This window comes from Streptomyces sp. NPDC029836 (assembly GCF_055574495.1).
In genome coordinates this window covers 958,103-973,239 of the sequence record NZ_JBVHZI010000002.1, presented here as the reverse complement: position 1 = coordinate 973,239, position 15,137 = coordinate 958,103, and the positions used below count along the sequence as shown (strand labels likewise).

Genomic DNA, 15,137 nt, shown 5'->3' with positions numbered 1-15,137 from the left:
GCGAAATCCTTCCGGGCCACCCTCCATTGTCCAACGTCGCGCAAGAGTGCCCCGCGTCACACGGCGACGGGCTCCTTGGCCAGCGCCGCGACGTCGTCGAGGACCCCGTCCAGCCGCTCCACCAGCCCGGCCGGGGCCTCGAAGCCCGCGTCCCCGATCAGGGCGTTGACACCCGGGACCGACGCGGAGCGCCCGGCCGCCCGCATGCCCAGCCGGGTCAGGACCGGCAGCAGCATCTCGGCGGCCGGGACGCCGCCCGTCGGACCCGCGCTGTAGCTGACCACGCCGACCGCCTTGCCCCGCCACTCGCTGTAGAGGAAGTCGACGGCGTTCTTGAACGGGGCCGTGAACCCGCCGTTGTACATGGGCAGCACGAAGACGAACGCGTCGGCGGAGGACACCAGGGCGCTCCAGTCGCGGGTGTGCTGGTGGGCGTAGATGCCGGTGGAGGCGTACTCGGGCTCGTCCAGGAACGGCAGCGCGATCTCGGCGAGGTCCACCGGGGTCACCTCGAAGGCGCCGTGCGCGCGGGCCCGGTCGGCCACCCAGGCGGCGAGCGGACGGCCGCTGGAGGTGGGGCGGGTGGCGGCGGAGATGACGAGCAGGCGGGTCATGATGGATGAACTCCCCGTGGGTGGTGCCGTGATGGTGCCCCGGCACGACCGAGGTCGGCCGCGCCGTGCTGAACGGCCGCCATTGTGGCCGGGGGCGCCTCACCTGGGGAAACGCGGGCCGCGCACTATGTCAAAGTCGGCCCGCGCGACGCCCCGTCAGGGCCGCCACGCCACCCGGTGCTCCGCCAGGTGCGCCAGCACCGAATGGTTCGCCTCCCAGCCGTCCGGGAACTTCACCGTGACCCCGAGTTGGACCGGTTCCGTCGACGGGTGGGCGTCCAGCAGGTCCGCTATGCCCGCCCGGGCCACCACCACGCAGGCGTGCCGGTGCCGGGAGGCCAGCACGCACAACCGGCCCGTCTCCAGGTGGAACGCGGTGGCGTCCGGGCGGCCCGACAGCGGGTGCAGCACCACTGTCAGGTCGTACTCGCGGCCCTGCAACCGGTTCGCGGTGTCCACGGTAACCCCGGACACGCCCAGCGCGGTCAGGGCGGCGCGCACCGCGGCCGCCTGGTCGCGGTGCGCGGTACCCACCGCGATCCGGTCCGCCGTCAGCGGCGACGGGTCCGGGGACTGCTCGTCGACCGTGACCGCGCCCCGGTCCAGGGCCCGACGGACCACCAGCGCCACCGCCCGGACCGCCTCCGGGTCGGTGCGCGGGGTGTGCCGCGCGGGCAGCTCCAGCAACCCCCAGCCCGCCTCGGCGGCCTCGTCCAGCACCCGGTCGGGGCCCGAACCGTCGCCCGCGACCCCGTACGAGAGCCGCCGGTCGCCGTGGTCGGTGCCGCTGCGGAACCGGGTGTACGGGTAGAAGGCGCGCGAGACCAGCGGCGCGGCCGTCGCCGGGAGCCGCCACGACACCGGGAGCCGGTGCTGCGGCAGCCCCGGGTTGTGCGCCAGCAGCGTGGAGACCGCCGACGCCGAAGGGTCGTACGACAGGCCCGCCCACTGCTCGGCGCCGACCACGCTGAACGGGTCGAGCTGCCCGGGATCGCCCACGAACAGCGCCCGCTCGAACAGCCCCGCCACGGCCAGCAGCGCGTCCGAGCGCATCTGGTACGCCTCGTCCACGATGGCGTGCTCCCAGGGCTCGGCGTCCTTCACGTACGCCCACTTCGCCGCCGTCGACAAGGTGATGGGCAACTCCGCGAGGTCACCCGGCTTCGACGACAGGGTGACCGACGGCAGCTCGCGCAGCGCCGGGTCGTAGGCGTCGCCGTCGCTGCTGTGCAGTCGACCCACCCGCAGCTCCGGGTCCTTGTCGTGCAGCCGCAGCACCAGGTCGTCGACCTGCGCGTTGGTCTGCGCGACCACCATCAGCCGGCGCCCGGCCGCGGCCAGTTCCCGCGCGGCGCGCACCACGAGCGTCGACTTGCCGGCCCCGGGCGGCGAATCCACCACCACGCCCCGCTCGGTGCCGTGCAGGGTGTCGCGCAGGATGGCGGCGGTCGCCTGGGCGGCGGCCGCGCCCGGGTCGAAGGCGGTCACAGGATGTCCTCGTCGGTCACGGCGTCGGGCAGCGGGCCGGGGACGGACGCCGCCGATCCGGGCGGCCCTCCGTGCGTCCACGGGGTGTTCTCCGGATCGGGCAGCTTCGGTCCGCCGCGCGCGTCGTGCTCGAACAGCGTCCAGCAGATCCGGTCGCCCTTCTCCGGCACCGAGCCCGGCTCCGGCTCCCGGGTACGGCCCATCTTGTCCAGCAGCCGCAGCACGAGGTGTCCGTCGTCCTCCCGGCGCACGAACAGCGCCGACTGGGGGCGGCCGTCCAGCGAGCGGTACACCTTCCCGCCGCCGTCCTCGGCGAGCTGCGGCCGGTCCTCCGTCGCCACCGTCACCAGCGGGCGCGGACTGGGCCGCTTGGAGTCCGTCCACTCCATCACCACCTCGGTGACCTCACCGGCGAACGCCTCGCCCGCGAGCCGCCGACCCGCCATGACCAGCGGATCGTCCAGTGCCTCCTGGGCGTCCAGACGCACCTGCTCGGTCTCCCGGGTGGCGAGCTTCTGCGCCGCGGTCACCGCGTCGTCGCGGCGCGGCTGCGGTGGCTCGCCCGCGCGGACGCGGTCCCGGTGACCGGTGTAGGACCAGCGGTCGCGGGTCCAGCGCTCCTCGGTCCGCTCGCCCGGCGGCAGCGCGCGCACCAGATCGAGCGCCCGCCAGGTGTCCCGCCAGGCGCGCTCCATCTGCGAGACGACCAGGGCGCGCACCGCCCCCTCGGCCTCCCGCACCGGGGTTTCGCCGCCGGTCCCGGCCGCGAGGGCCGAGCGGGCCGCGTCGAAGCGGGCGATGGCCGGGGCCAGCAGCGTGTTGTCGAACGCCGGATCGGTGGCCGGGCCGGCCGGCGGGCAGGACAACTGGCCCCGCCCGTCCCGGGTGAGTTCCGCCTCGTACGCCGCCCGCGCGCCCGAGGTGCCCCCGGGCGGGTCGATCCAGCCCAGCAGCGCGCCCAGGTGCTGGTCCTCCAGGTTGCTCTGGCCGGTGGCCCAGTGCCGGGACAGCAGATCGGTCGCCGACAGCAGCATCGAGGAGCCGGGCACCCGGGAGCGTTCGGCGAGGTGCGAGAACCAGCGGCCCAGCATCGGCACCTGCGAGGGCGCCGGGTACGGGTTCTCCGGATCCTCCTCGGCGGTGCGCCGGAACCGCATGGAGCGGCCGAGCAGCCGTACGTACTCGACGCCGGCGCGGCTGGGCACGATCAGCTGCGGCGCGTCCACGCACAGCTCGGTCTCGACCTTGACGCGCTTGCCGCTCTCCGGGTCGGTCTCCGTCCGCTCGGCGGGCTCGACGGTGTCCGCGTACGCGTCGATGTGCGCCAGCACGTGGACGGCGAGCTCCGCCAGGAACGCCCAGCGCAGGTCGCGGTCGCGCGGCTGGGGTATCACGAACACCCGCGGCTCGTGCCGGTCGGTGCCCACCATCGCGCCGAGCGGGGCGCCCGCCTCGCCCGCGGTGGTCAGCGGTACGAAGACCATCGGACGCGGGCTCAGGTGGCGGTGCCGTACGGTCGCCAGCGGCTGGGCGCGGCCCGCGCGGACCGCCTCAAGCCGGGCCAGGGTGCTCAGCAGGGGCATTCGGGGGTCTCCGGGGCGTGGTGCGGGGGGCGGGCCGCGGCCTGCTCCAGGGCCTCGGCGCGCAGCCGGGCCGCGTGGTGCAGCGCGGCGGCGGTGGGATCGTCGGCGGGGCCCGCCCCGGCAGCCGCCGCGAGGGCCGCCTCCACGGTGGTCAGGCCGCCCAGCTCGCCCCGTACGGAACGGCCCAGCGCGCCGGGGTCGCCCGCGGCGCGGGACCGCTCGCGGCAGTGGAAGGCCAGCTCGCAGGCGGCCAGGCACTCGGGGGCGTAGGCCGCGGTGACGGCGGAGACGGCCTCGTCCAGTTCCTCGGCGGGGCGGGCCGGATCGAAGCAGAGCCCCTCGGGCAGCGCCGCGGCGAGGTCCTCGACCCGGGTCAGCCGCTCCAACTGCCGCCGGGTCACCGCGTGTTCGCGGCGTACGTCGACCAGGGCGGCGGTGGGCAGGTTGGAGAAGTCCTTCGGGCAGACGAGCACGATCCGGTGCCCCACCTCGGCCTCGGCCAGCTTCCCGGCGGTCCGCTCCAGCGCCAGCACGTACACGGCGGCCTGCCGGGCGGCGGCCCCCACCTTCGCCGCGTCGGCCGCCCCGTCGATCATCGGGAACGATTTGATCTCCACCACGGTCCAGCGGCCGTCGGGGTGCACCACGACCGCGTCCGGCTCCAGGTAGGCGGGGGTGCCCGCCACCTCCAGGGCCAGCATCGGATGGTCGAGCAGCGTCCACGCCCCGGCGGCGGTGGCCTCGCGCAGCGCCAGCGCGGTACGGGCGGCGCGGCCCTCGGGCCCGGCGGCGGTCAGGTCGGGGACGCGGGCGTCGGGGCCGGGAGCCTCGCCGCCGCCGAGCCGCTCGTGCACCAGCCGCAGCAGCTCGGCGCCGCCGTCGCCCTTGACCTTGGCCTCGAAGGAGTTCCCGCGCACGATCGCGAACTGGGACTGGCCGAAGGAGGCGGGCGAACCGAGGGCCGCCGCGAGCGCCGTCTTGTCCACGCCCGCGCCGTCGAGCAGGGCCCTTCTGCCGCAACCGGGGTTGGCGGCGAGCGCGGCGAGCGCCCGGGCGTCGAGCGGGCGGGGCGGGACGGCGGGGCCGCGCAGGTCAGCGAGCCGCTGCCGCAGTGTCGTCGTCTGCGGTGTCGGCTGCGGGCGGCCGCTGGGCGGGAAGGAGCTCACGGGCGGAAGTGTCCCATCCGCCACCGACAATCGGGGACTTACCGCGGAAACCGACTGCTCGACCTCCGGGAGCCGCGCCCGGGCCCGCGTCCGGGACCGCGTCCGGAGCCGCGTCCGGAGCCGCGTCCGTGCCGGTCCCGGCCGGGTCGCGGAGCGCGAGCAGGCGGCGGGCGATCAGGGCGCCCGCGCCCATCACGGCGGCGCCGGCGACCGCGTCGAGGAAGTAGTGGTTGGCGGTGCCCATGACCACCACCGTCGTCAGGACGGGGTAGGCGATCCCCAGCGCCCGCACCAGCGGCGTCCGCGCGTGCCGCCACAGCAGCACCCCGCACCACAGCGCCCAGCCGACGTGCAGGCTCGGCATCGCCGCGTACTGGTTGGTGAAGGACCCGAGCCCGCGCGGGGCACTGGCCTCCCCGCCCCACCAGCCGTACGCGCTGAACTGCGCCATCGTGTCGGTGAACCCGTACGAGGCGTCGAGCAGCCGGGGCGGGCAGGTGGGCAGCAGGGAGAAGCCGACGAGTCCGAGCAGGGTGGAGGCCACCAGCCAGGTCCGGGCGGCGCGGTAGTGCCGGGGGCGGCGTTGGTGGAGCCAGATCAGCACGGCCGGGGTGACGAGGTAGTGCAGGGACGCGTAGACGAAGTCGGCGGGTATGCCGAGGACTCCCGATTGGGAGAAGAGACGATTCAGCGGCCGCTCGAAGTCCATCCACAGCAGCTCCTCGACGCGCAGGATCGCCAGCCCGTGGTCGACGGCCAGGTCCACGTCGCCCCGCGCCAGCAGCCTGCCGCCGGAATAGGCGCCGTAGACGAGGGCCAGGAGCAGCAGTTCCGCCCACCACGTGGGTCGCCGTCGATTGGTCATACGGTGTATGACGCTGCGGGGAGGGGAGGAGTTGCCCTGTGTTCATGTGATGGATGATGGTCGGACGACGGATTCGCCCGTACCGGAGCGAACCCCCACGGACCAGGAGAAACTCACATGGCTCCCCGCATCCTGCTGGCCCGCCACGGCCAGACGGCTTGGTCGCGCCTCGGCAAGCACACCGGACGTACCGACGTGCCGCTGCTGGAGGAGGGCAGGCAGGGCGCGAAGCTGCTGGGCGAACGCCTCGCCCGCGAGCCGTGGTCGGACCTGCACGACCTCCAGGTGCGCACCAGCCCGCTGGTCCGGGCGAGCGAGAGCTGCGACCTGGCCGGCTTCGGGATCCGGGCGGAGCCGTGGGACACCCTGATGGAGTGGGACTACGGCGACTACGAGGGCATGACCCCGGCCGAGATCCAGGCGGTCCGGCCGGGCTGGCTGATCTGGCGCGACGGGGTGCCGGGCGGCGAGTCCGTGGCCGACGTCGCGGCCCGCGCGGACGAGGTCGTGGCCTGGGCCCGGTCGGCGGAGCGCGACGTCCTCGTCTTCGCCCACGGCCACATCCTGCGTACCCTCGCCGCCCGCTGGCTCGGTTTCGAGGCCTCCTTCGGCGCCCGTATCCGGCTGGACCCGACCTCCCTGTCCGTCCTGGGCTGGGCGTACGGGGCCCCCGCGCTGGAACGCTGGAACGACACCGGGCACCTCGACGCCTGACGGGCCCGCCGCCGGCCCGGCCCTCAGGCCCTCAGGCCCTCAGGCCGAGGCGTGCCGGGTCAGGAAGGCGCCCACGCGGGGGGAACGCTGGTGCGGCACCAGGGTCTTGGCCGTGCCCGCCACCATGGACCGGATCCGCGTCGACCGGACCTCGGTGAGCAGGTCCAGTACGCGGCCCCCCGCCCAGGCGGCCTCGTCGGGCGCCCCCGCGCGGGCCAGGTCGTCGGCGAGTTCGGCGGTGTACAGGGCCACGTTCCGCGCGAAGTGCGGGTCCTGGAGGTCGGCGGCCCGGCGGGCGTGCCGGGCCGCGCGCGCGAACTCGCCCAGGGAGGCCCAGCAGCGGGACTCCAGCGACTCCAGTTCGGCCTCGCCGAAGAAGGACATCCACTCCGGGTCCGCGGCCGAGGGGCCCTTGGAGAACTCCGTGTGCGCCCGGGCCAGGGCCTCCTCGCAGGCCCTGCGGTCGGCCAGCCCCGACCAGCCGCCGGCCTCCCGCAGCGCCAGCAGCGACAGCAGTCGGGGGGAGCCGATCGAGCGGGCCGCGTGCCGGCCGGCCTGGGCGGCACGTACCGATTCGCGGGGGCGGCCGCGGTCCCGCGCCAGGAAGGCCATGTTGCTGAACGCGTGGGCCTCCAGCCCGCAGTCGCCCGACACCCGGGCGGTGGCCAGCGCCTCCGCGTAGTGCGAGCGGGCGTCCTCGAAGCGGCCGGAGTCGTGCGCGAGCCAGCCCACCGAGACGGCGAGCTCCCCGGCGCCCGCGTGCAGCCGGTCCTCGGTGGACTGCCGGGTGGCTCCCGCGTCCAGGAGCGCGTAGGCGGTCCGTAGCGGTCCGGCCGCGCGCCGGTACAGGGCGTCCGCCCCGTGCCGGTCGTCCAGCAGCCGGATCTGGCGTACGGCGTCCTCGACGGCGGCGGCCTCGGCCTCGCCGGCGCGGGTGGGGAGCCGGCGGGTGTCGCCGAGCAGGGTGAGGCTGAGCGTAGCGGCCGCCACGGTCGCGGAGCCGCCCGCCATGAACGCGCGACGCAGCACGTCGCTCTCCTTGGAACGGTGGATGAGGTGGACGGGGGCGGGCGGTTCGGGGGCGGCGCGCTGCGCCGACCTCCCGCGCACCGTCTCGCGGGGGGAGAAGCCGAGGTCGGCCAGGGTACGGCCGGGGAACATGTGCAGGAAGACGCGTTCGTAGGCGTAGTTGGGGCAGCGGATCTCGCCCGACTCGACCCGGCCGATGTAACGGGCGTCGCAGGAAACCGTTTCGCCGATCTCCCGTGCGGCCCGGCGCACCATGGCCGCGAACTCGGCCGGGGAGCGCGCCGCGCGCAGCCGCCGGAAGGAGGAGTTGGGTGAGTGGGGGAACGCCGCCATGGACGTGGCCTCTCTGGACAAGCTCGGCAATCTCAGTGGATCCCGGTTGTACTTGCCCCATGAGGGGCCCCGGCGCGCATGAACGTACCGCCGACGCAGGGTCGTTCATGCGATGTTTGGCTACAAAACGGATATCTCACCCGTGATCCGCCATGAACTGCCATCCTTTGCGGCGTCTTGCCGCCGCATCCGTTGACGCTCCGGTGCGTTGGACCCATGCGGATACGGATCGAGGAGGGGTTCCCTTGGTGGAGGCCGGCATGGACAGCACTGGAACGGACTTCGCGCCCGAGACCGGCGCGACCGTCATCGACACCCCCGACGCCCCCGACCTGGTGACCGTCCCCACCCGGCAGGGCCTGGAGGCCGTCGACATCATCCGTCGCGGCGCCGGCCTCACCGCCCCCGGCGTCGGCCCCGTCCTGCACGACGGCTCCGGCGCCACCCTCGGCTTCCTCGTCCCCCCGGGCACCGCCGACGGCTGGGACCTGCCCGGCAGCGCCTGTACGCAGACCAACGGACGCGGCATGCGCTTCGGCGAGGCCGCCTCGCCCACGGCCGGCGGCACCGGCTGGCTGCTCCCGCCCGAAGCCGTCGGACCGGTCACCGACCCGGCGGTGCTGCGCGCGGCGCTCGGCGAGGCCGCCCGGCTCATCGAAGCGGCCGACAACTGTCGCTGATGCGCTGACCAGCCATAATGGAGCCGTGGCAGGCAAGAGCAAGGGCAACAGGGGTGGCAAGGGCGGCGGCGGCGGACCGCGCGGGAGCGCGGAGCCGGTCTCCGGGCAGGTGGGCGGCGGCCTGGCGGAGCTGGCGCCCGACCGCGAGCGCGCCCGCGCCTGGACCCTGCTGATCGACGGAGCCCCCCAGTCCCACGTGGACCTGGACGATCCCGGGTACCTGGACTTCTCGTACCAGCGCCGGATCGGCCACCTGATCGACCTCGTCGCCCCCGCCCGGCAGCCGTTGAACGTGGTCCACCTGGGCGGCGGCGCCTTCACCCTGGCCCGCTACACGGCCGCCGGCCGGCCCCGCTCCACCCAGCAGGTCGTCGAGATCGACGGCGCCCTGGTCACCTTCGTACGCGAACACCTGCCGCTGGATCCCCAGGCACGCATCCGGGTCCGCGCCGTGGACGCCCGGGCGGGCCTGGCCAAGATCCCCGACGGCTGGGCCGACCTCGTCATCGCCGACGTCTTCAGCGGCGCCCGCACCCCGGCGCACCTGACCAGCACCGAGTTCCTGGACGACGTACGCCGGGCCCTGGCGCCCACCGGCTGGTACGTGGCGAACCTCGCGGACGGTCCGCCGCTGACCCACCTGCGGAGCCAGATCGCCACCGCCGCCTCCCGGTTCACCGAACTGGCCCTGGCCGCCGACCCGGTGGTGTGGCGGGGCAAGCGCTTCGGCAACGCGGTGCTCGTCGCCGCCGACCGGGAGCTGCCCGTCGCGGAGTTCACCCGCCGGGTCGCCGGCGACCCGCACCCCGGCCGGGTCGAACACGGCCGGGCCCTCGCCGACTTCACCGGCGGGGCCGCGCCCGTCGCGGACGCCTCGGCGGTCGCCTCGCCGCAACCGCCGCCCTCGGTGTTCCGGTAGGCGGCCGGGTCCCGTCCCCGCTCAGCGCTCGTCGAACTCCACGCGCGGGGCGGTGTCGTGCCAGGTGCAGAACACCGACGACTCCCGGCCGTCGCGGGTGAAGGTGACCCGGATCCACAGGTCCTGCTTCCACACCTGCATCCGCCACCCCGCCTCCGGCGTCGCCGACACCAGCTCGGCCGAGGCGGTCCCGAGGTCGAGGACGACCCGGCCGCCCGTGACCGAGTACCCCTTCACCCGACCCGATGCCTCCGGCCCCCGGGACGGCGCGGCGGCCGGCGGCGGCGACTTCGGCCTCGCCGCCGGGGCCGGATCCGACGCGGAGGCCGAGGGGGAGGGCGTCGCGGACGGCGACGGCGACGAGGGGGGCGAGGGGGACGGCGACGGGGACTGCGTGCCGTGCGTCGAGGAGGACAGCGGGGTCGTCGTCAGGGGCACGGCCAGCGGCGGATCGTAGGCGGTCCCGGACATGACGGTGCGCACGCCCCACCACGACAGGGTCACGGCCGCGGCGGTCGCCAGGATCCAGGCCATGGCATGTACAAGTCCTCGACGCATCGGGGACATACTGCACCACCCGCCCCAGAGGTGGCCCGGCGCCTCCTGGGGTCCCCCGAATGGACTACCGTGCGGCCATGGCTAGTGTGCTCGTGGTCGAGGACGACCAGTTCGTACGTTCCGCCCTGATCCGGCACCTGACCGAGGCCTCCCACACCGTGCGGAGCGTCGGCACCGCCCTGGAGGCGTTGCGCGAGGTCGCCCACCACCGCTTCGACGTGGTGATACTCGACCTCGGCCTGCCCGACCTCGACGGCGCGGAAGCCCTCAAGATGCTCCGCGGCATCACCGACGTCCCCGTCATCATCGCCACCGCGCGCGACGACGAGGCCGAGATCGTCCGGCTCCTCAACGACGGCGCCGACGACTACCTCACCAAACCCTTCTCCGTCGAACACCTCTCCGCCCGGATGGCCGCCGTCCTGCGCCGAGCCCGCGCCGCCGGCGCCGAACCCCCCTCGCGGGTGCTGCGCGTCGGCGGACTCGCCATCGACCCGTTGCGCCGCCAGGCGGAACTCGACGGGACCGTCCTCGACCTCACCCGCCGCGAGTTCGACCTGCTCGCCTTCCTCGCCGGCCGGCCCGGGGTGGTCGTGGCCCGCCGCGAACTGCTCGCCGAGGTGTGGCAGCAGTCGTACGGCGACGACCAGACCATCGACGTGCACCTGTCCTGGCTGCGCCGCAAGCTCGGCGAGACCGCCGCCCGCCCCCGCTACCTCCACACGCTGCGGGGCGTCGGCGTGAAACTGGAGCCGCCGGCGTGAGGTGGGCCCTGGTCAAGGTGTGCCTCGCCGTCACGGTGATGGTGGTCGTGGCCTTCGCCGTCCCGCTCGGCATGGTCGTGCAGGAGATGGCCAGCGACCGGGCCATCTCCAACGCGGAACGGCAGGCCGCCACCATGGGGCCGACCCTGTCCATCACCACCGACCCGGTGCAACTGCGCAAGGCCGTCGAGTCGACGCAGATGGGCGCCGCCGGCCGGATGGCCGTCCACGTACCCGCCATCGGCGGGACCGGGGCCGTCGACATCGGTGACGGTTGGGCGGGCGCGCACGTCGTCGCCGAGGTGCGCGGCCTCGGACGGGCGACGACCGCCCACGTCGGCGGCGGCGACTCCGTCGTGCTCCAGCCCACGGCCCTCGGCTCCGGGGACATCGCGGTCATCGAGATCCTGGTGCCGGAGAACGAGGTCAGCAACGGCGTCACCACCGCCTGGCTGGTCCTCGCAGGCGTCGGATTCGCCCTGATCATCGGCTCGGTCGCGGTCGCCGACCGGCTCGGCGCCCGCCTCGTACGGCCCGCCGAACGGCTCGCGGACGCCGCGCACCAGCTCGGCGAGGGGCGGCTCGGAGCCCGGGTGCCCGAGGAGGGGCCCAAGGAACTCCGGTCGGCGGCCGTCGCGTTCAACTCGATGGCCGACCAGGTCGTCGAACTCCTCGCCAACGAACGGGAACTCGCCGCCGACCTCTCCCACCGGCTGCGCACGCCCCTGACCGTGCTGCGGCTCAACGCGGCCTCCCTCGGCGACGGTCCGGCCGCCGAACACACCCGGGCCGCCGTGGAGCAGCTGGAACGGGAGGTCGACACGATCATCCGTACCGCCCGTGAACAGCGGCCCGTCTCGCAGGGGTTCGCGGGCGCGGCCGGTGGTGCGGGAGCCGGCTGCGACGCCTCCGAGGTGATCCGTGACCGGATGGACTTCTGGTCGGCGCTCGCCGAGGACGAGGGCCGCGAGGTGCGGCTCGCCGGCGTGGACCGCGTCGTGCGCATCCCCGTCGCCCGGCCCGAACTCGCCGCCGCGCTCGACGCCATGCTCGGCAACGTCTTCCGGCACACCCCCGAGGCCACCCCGTTCGCCGTCGACGTGCACGACGCGGGCGACGCCGTCATCGTCCTCGTCTCCGACGCCGGACCCGGCATCGCCGACCCGGACGCCGCCCTGCGGCGCGGCAACGACGGAGGCCGCGACGGCTCGACGGGCCTCGGACTGGACATCGTGCGCCGGGTCGCGGAATCCACCGGCGGCGACGTCCGGCTGAGCCGCTCCGTCCTCGGGGGGACCGAGGTCCGGGTCTGGATCGCCCTCGACGACCGCGCCCGGGGCGGCGACCGCGGCGCCGGCGGCCGCCGCACGCGGCGCAAGCGGCGGGGCGACTGACGGGGCGGGTTGGGCCATCCGTACGGCGCTCGGCGACGGCGCCGTCACCGGCCGGGACTGCACGGCGGGCTGAGCGTGGCCCTGGTCGCCGTCATCGGCGGCTCCGTCGCCGCCGGGCGCCGGACGCTGCTGCACGCCCTGCTGAGGAACGAGGGCTACGGCGGCTCCCTGCTCGGCCTGCACCTGTACCTGTACCTGTACCTGTACCTGTGGGCGTGGATCCTGTTCACCGTCTCGGCCGTCGCCATCGGCGTCGTCCTCGCCGTCGCCCACGCGACGGCGGACCGCGTCGTTCCGGCGGCCCTCCCCGGACCCCGACCTCCCGGGCTCCTTCCCGGGGCCGGCCCCGGACGGGGGCTCAGATGTTGCCCCGCGCCCGCAGCGCACGGAGCGTGGGCGTGACGGAAGGAGCCCCGCATGAGAGTCATGCTCCGCGCCCACATGGAAACCGCCGCGGCCAACGAGGGGATCAAGACCGGCTCGCTGCCGCACACCATCAAGAAACTGATGGACACGGTCAAGCCGGAGGCCGCCTACTTCGGACTGCACGAGGGCGTGCGCTCCTGCTGGATGGTCTTCGACCTCCAGGACAGCGCGATGGTCCCGGCTCTGGTGGAGGACCTCTTCCTCCAGCTCAACGCGGAGATCGAGGTCGCTCCCGTCATGAATGCCGAGGATCTGGCGAAGGGCCTCGCGGCCTTGGGCGGGGGGCGTTAGGCCCTGAGTCGCATCGCCTTCGGTACGGGGACGGTCCGTCCGGCGGCATCCCGCGCGGATCGTCCCGTACGGATCCTCCCGGGCGGGTCATGCCGTACGGATCCTCCCGGGCGGATCATGCCGGTCCGGGGCGGAAGCAGGCCGGACGGGTCGCGGCCAGGGCCAGGGCCAGGGCCGTCGAGGCGGCGGCCGCCGCGCAGGAGACGGCGAACGCGGCCCGGTACCCGTACGCCGCGGCCAGCGGCCCGGCGGCGGCCGCCGCCAACGCCTGACCCAGGATCAGGCCGCTGCCCACCACCGTCATCGCCTCGGCCATCCGTTCCGTGACCAGTTCCGTCGCCGGCTTACTGACCGTGGCCCGGCCCGGTACGGCCGAACTGACGGTGCGGCTGCGCTGGACGATCGGCGTCCAAGCGGCGCTGTCGCTAACGTTCCTGGCGGTGTCCGGAACGGTCCGCGCCGCCTTCGCCGTCGCCGTCGCCGGCATCGGCCTGGCCGTCGCCCGCACCTCATCGCCCTGTTCGGGCTGGTGGAACGGGCCGGCCCGGTGGCCGCCCATGCGAGGAACGCGAACACGGGCAGGGCGGGGCCGCCGAGCGCGAACACCCCGCGGAAGCCGCCGGCGGCGGGGGCCGGCTCCGGGGGCGGGGCCGGGCGTGGGGCCGGGCGTGGGGCCGGGGCCGGCGGCGGTGTCGGGAAGGGCGTCGGGCATCGTCGGGCAACCTCCAGCCGCACGCCGACCCTCCCGTGTCTCCGGCGCGCGTCGTTGCCCGTGGGGCGGGACGGTAGCCGCGGAACGGGGGCCTCGGTAGCCCCGGAGCAGGGGTGGTCAGGCGGGGTCGCCGGAGTTCAGCCGCTGGGCCTGCGCCCGGCCGACCTCGGCGGCGCGGTGGAGGTAGTCGGCGATGAGCGCGAGTTCGGTGTCGGAGTAGCGGTCCAGTACGGCCCCGAAGGCCCGGCCGGGGGTGTCCCAGGCCTGGTGGATCCGGTCGCGGGCGGCGGGGGAGAGGACGACGAGGGAGCGGCGCCGGTCGTGCGGATCGGCCCGCCGCTCGACGATGCCCGCCTTGACCAGCCGGTCGACGAGACGGGTAGCGGACCCCGAGGTCAGCCCGGTGAGGCGGGCCACGTCGCCGGTGCTGACGGGCCCCGGCTCCAGGTCCAGGAGGCCGACGCACTGGAGGTCGGTGGGGTGCAGGCCGACGTGATCGGCCATGGCCTGGCTGAAGAGCGAGTAGTCGGCGTAGTGCCGCTGGCTCTCCGTGACGATGCGCGCGAGCAGTTCGGCGCGGCTCCACTCACCCGTACGGGGGGAATCCGTTGACATCGGCCTCTCCATGCCTGAGATTTAACTGTGTGGCGCAGAGAATGTATCGCACAGAATCTGCGTCACGTACTCAGCTTACGGCACACCGAAGTGGTCACCCGAACCCACCAGCCTCACGAGCAGATCAGGAGATCGACATGTCGATCCTCGTCACCGGCGGCCGCGGCGCCGTCGCCCGTTCCCTCACCACCCTCCTCGCCGGTCGCGGACTCCCTTACCGGCTCGCCTCGCGCGAGCCCGACACGCCCGAGGCCGTGCGTTGCGATCTCGCGGATCCCACCACCTTCGCCGGGGCGCTGGCCGGGATCCGCGCCGTCTTCCTCTACGCCGAAGCCGCCGGGATCGAGGCGTTCGTCGAGGAGGCCGGCGCCGCCGGGGTGGAGCACGTGGTGCTCCTGTCCTCCTCCGCGGTGATCACGGAGGACGCCGCCGTGAACCCCCTCGCAGCCGCCCACCTCGCCGTCGAGGAGGTCCTGTCGGCCTCTTCGCTGCACACCACCCTGCTGCGCCCCGGGGCCTTCGCGGGGAACGCCCGCGGCTGGTCCTCGTCCCTCGCCGCGGGGCGGCCCGTCCGACTGCCCTACCCGGGAGCGCACTCCGCCCCGATCCATGAGGCCGACATCGCGGAGACGGCCCTCGCCCTGCTCACCGACCCGGGCCGCGGTGGCGGGGCCCACACCCTGACCGGGCCGCAGTCCCTGACCTTCGCGACCCAACTCGCGATACTCGGCTCCGTCCTCGGCCGGACCCTGCCCTACGAGAAGGTCACCCCCGAACAGTGGAAGGCCGAGGTGGCCCCGTACCTGCCCGGCTCCATGGCCGACGCGCTCCTCGGCTACTGGGCTGCCGCCGAAGGCCTCCCGACCGCCACCACCGACACCGTCGAACGGTTCACCGGACACCCGGCGCGGTCCTTCGAAACCTGGGCCGAGGAGAACGCCGCCGACTTCCGCAGGCCGTAGCGGTGGGGTGGGCAGCCGGGGGTG

General features: G+C 74.7%; 17 protein-coding genes. 8 read left to right on the top strand and 9 right to left on the bottom strand.

Annotated features, from left to right (window positions below):
* Positions 1–56: 56 nt before the first annotated feature.
* The 5 genes from ACZ4XJ_RS10170 to ACZ4XJ_RS10150 form a co-directional block, all read right to left on the bottom strand.
* Entirely contained in the window at positions 57–614 is a 558-nt protein-coding gene (locus ACZ4XJ_RS10170; protein WP_362879213.1) for an NADPH-dependent FMN reductase, read from the bottom strand.
* Positions 615–770: 156 nt separating this feature from the next.
* Positions 771–2,102 (bottom strand): AAA domain-containing protein, encoded by a 1,332-nt coding sequence (locus tag ACZ4XJ_RS10165; protein WP_362879211.1) that lies wholly within the window; start codon positions 2,100–2,102, stop codon positions 771–773.
* Positions 2,099–3,685 (bottom strand): hypothetical protein, encoded by a 1,587-nt coding sequence (locus ACZ4XJ_RS10160; protein ID WP_468495854.1) that lies wholly within the window; start codon positions 3,683–3,685, stop codon positions 2,099–2,101. Before ACZ4XJ_RS10160 ends, ACZ4XJ_RS10165 begins: the two co-directional genes overlap by 4 nt.
* Positions 3,673–4,851: a hypothetical protein gene (locus tag ACZ4XJ_RS10155; RefSeq protein WP_468495853.1), complete on the bottom strand. Its 1,179-nt coding sequence runs from the start codon at positions 4,849–4,851 to the stop codon at positions 3,673–3,675. Before ACZ4XJ_RS10155 ends, ACZ4XJ_RS10160 begins: the two co-directional genes overlap by 13 nt.
* Positions 4,778–5,716: a phosphatase PAP2 family protein gene (locus ACZ4XJ_RS10150; protein WP_468495852.1), complete on the bottom strand. Its 939-nt coding sequence runs from the start codon at positions 5,714–5,716 to the stop codon at positions 4,778–4,780. The genes ACZ4XJ_RS10155 and ACZ4XJ_RS10150 overlap by 74 nt, the downstream gene beginning before the upstream one ends.
* A gap of 117 nt (positions 5,717–5,833) precedes the next feature.
* On the opposite strand from ACZ4XJ_RS10150, the gene ACZ4XJ_RS10145 reads away from it, so the two are divergent.
* A complete protein-coding gene (locus ACZ4XJ_RS10145) occupies positions 5,834–6,430 on the top strand; it encodes a histidine phosphatase family protein (RefSeq protein WP_362879203.1) in 597 nt (198 codons plus the stop codon).
* A gap of 39 nt (positions 6,431–6,469) precedes the next feature.
* Here the strand turns inward: ACZ4XJ_RS10145 and ACZ4XJ_RS10140 are convergent, their stop codons facing one another.
* Complete coding sequence (locus ACZ4XJ_RS10140; RefSeq protein ID WP_468495947.1) at positions 6,470–7,792, bottom strand: tetratricopeptide repeat protein; 1,323 nt, start codon at positions 7,790–7,792, stop codon at positions 6,470–6,472.
* A gap of 260 nt (positions 7,793–8,052) precedes the next feature.
* Between ACZ4XJ_RS10140 and ACZ4XJ_RS10135 the strand changes: the two genes are divergently transcribed.
* Complete coding sequence (locus ACZ4XJ_RS10135) at positions 8,053–8,472, top strand: hypothetical protein (protein ID WP_362879201.1); 420 nt, start codon at positions 8,053–8,055, stop codon at positions 8,470–8,472.
* Positions 8,473–8,497: 25 nt separating this feature from the next.
* Positions 8,498–9,391, top strand: coding sequence for a spermidine synthase (locus tag ACZ4XJ_RS10130; protein ID WP_362879200.1), 894 nt, complete (start codon positions 8,498–8,500; stop codon positions 9,389–9,391).
* Between the two features lie 21 nt (positions 9,392–9,412).
* Here ACZ4XJ_RS10130 and ACZ4XJ_RS10125 read toward each other — a convergent pair whose 3' ends face one another.
* Complete coding sequence (locus tag ACZ4XJ_RS10125; protein WP_362879198.1) at positions 9,413–9,949, bottom strand: hypothetical protein; 537 nt, start codon at positions 9,947–9,949, stop codon at positions 9,413–9,415.
* A 77-nt stretch (positions 9,950–10,026) separates the two neighbouring features.
* On the opposite strand from ACZ4XJ_RS10125, the gene ACZ4XJ_RS10120 reads away from it, so the two are divergent.
* The 4 genes from ACZ4XJ_RS10120 to ACZ4XJ_RS10105 all read left to right on the top strand — a co-directional run bounded on the left by ACZ4XJ_RS10120 (position 10,027) and on the right by ACZ4XJ_RS10105 (position 12,824).
* Positions 10,027–10,713 carry a response regulator transcription factor gene (locus tag ACZ4XJ_RS10120; protein WP_468495851.1) on the top strand — a complete coding sequence of 229 codons (687 nt, stop codon included), beginning with the start codon at positions 10,027–10,029 and terminating at the stop codon, positions 10,711–10,713.
* The gene (locus ACZ4XJ_RS10115; protein WP_468495850.1) at positions 10,710–12,107 is read left to right on the top strand and encodes a sensor histidine kinase; all 1,398 of its coding nucleotides are present in this window, start codon (positions 10,710–10,712) and stop codon (positions 12,105–12,107) included. Before ACZ4XJ_RS10120 ends, ACZ4XJ_RS10115 begins: the two co-directional genes overlap by 4 nt.
* A gap of 75 nt (positions 12,108–12,182) precedes the next feature.
* Positions 12,183–12,509, top strand: a complete 327-nt coding sequence (locus ACZ4XJ_RS10110) for a hypothetical protein (RefSeq protein ID WP_468495849.1) — start codon at positions 12,183–12,185, stop codon at positions 12,507–12,509.
* Positions 12,510–12,524: 15 nt separating this feature from the next.
* On the top strand, positions 12,525–12,824 hold the full coding sequence (locus ACZ4XJ_RS10105) for a hypothetical protein (RefSeq protein ID WP_362879192.1): 300 nt from the start codon (positions 12,525–12,527) through the stop codon (positions 12,822–12,824).
* Positions 12,825–12,939: 115 nt separating this feature from the next.
* On the opposite strand, the gene ACZ4XJ_RS10100 is transcribed toward ACZ4XJ_RS10105, so the two are convergent.
* Both ACZ4XJ_RS10100 and ACZ4XJ_RS10095 read right to left on the bottom strand, forming a co-directional pair.
* The gene (locus ACZ4XJ_RS10100; RefSeq protein WP_362879190.1) at positions 12,940–13,383 is read right to left on the bottom strand and encodes a hypothetical protein; all 444 of its coding nucleotides are present in this window, start codon (positions 13,381–13,383) and stop codon (positions 12,940–12,942) included.
* A gap of 270 nt (positions 13,384–13,653) precedes the next feature.
* The gene (locus ACZ4XJ_RS10095; RefSeq protein ID WP_362879188.1) at positions 13,654–14,151 is read right to left on the bottom strand and encodes a MarR family winged helix-turn-helix transcriptional regulator; all 498 of its coding nucleotides are present in this window, start codon (positions 14,149–14,151) and stop codon (positions 13,654–13,656) included.
* Positions 14,152–14,288: 137 nt separating this feature from the next.
* On the opposite strand from ACZ4XJ_RS10095, the gene ACZ4XJ_RS10090 reads away from it, so the two are divergent.
* Positions 14,289–15,113 carry an SDR family oxidoreductase gene (locus ACZ4XJ_RS10090; protein ID WP_468495848.1) on the top strand — a complete coding sequence of 275 codons (825 nt, stop codon included), beginning with the start codon at positions 14,289–14,291 and terminating at the stop codon, positions 15,111–15,113.
* The last annotated feature ends 24 nt before the right edge of the window (positions 15,114–15,137 follow it).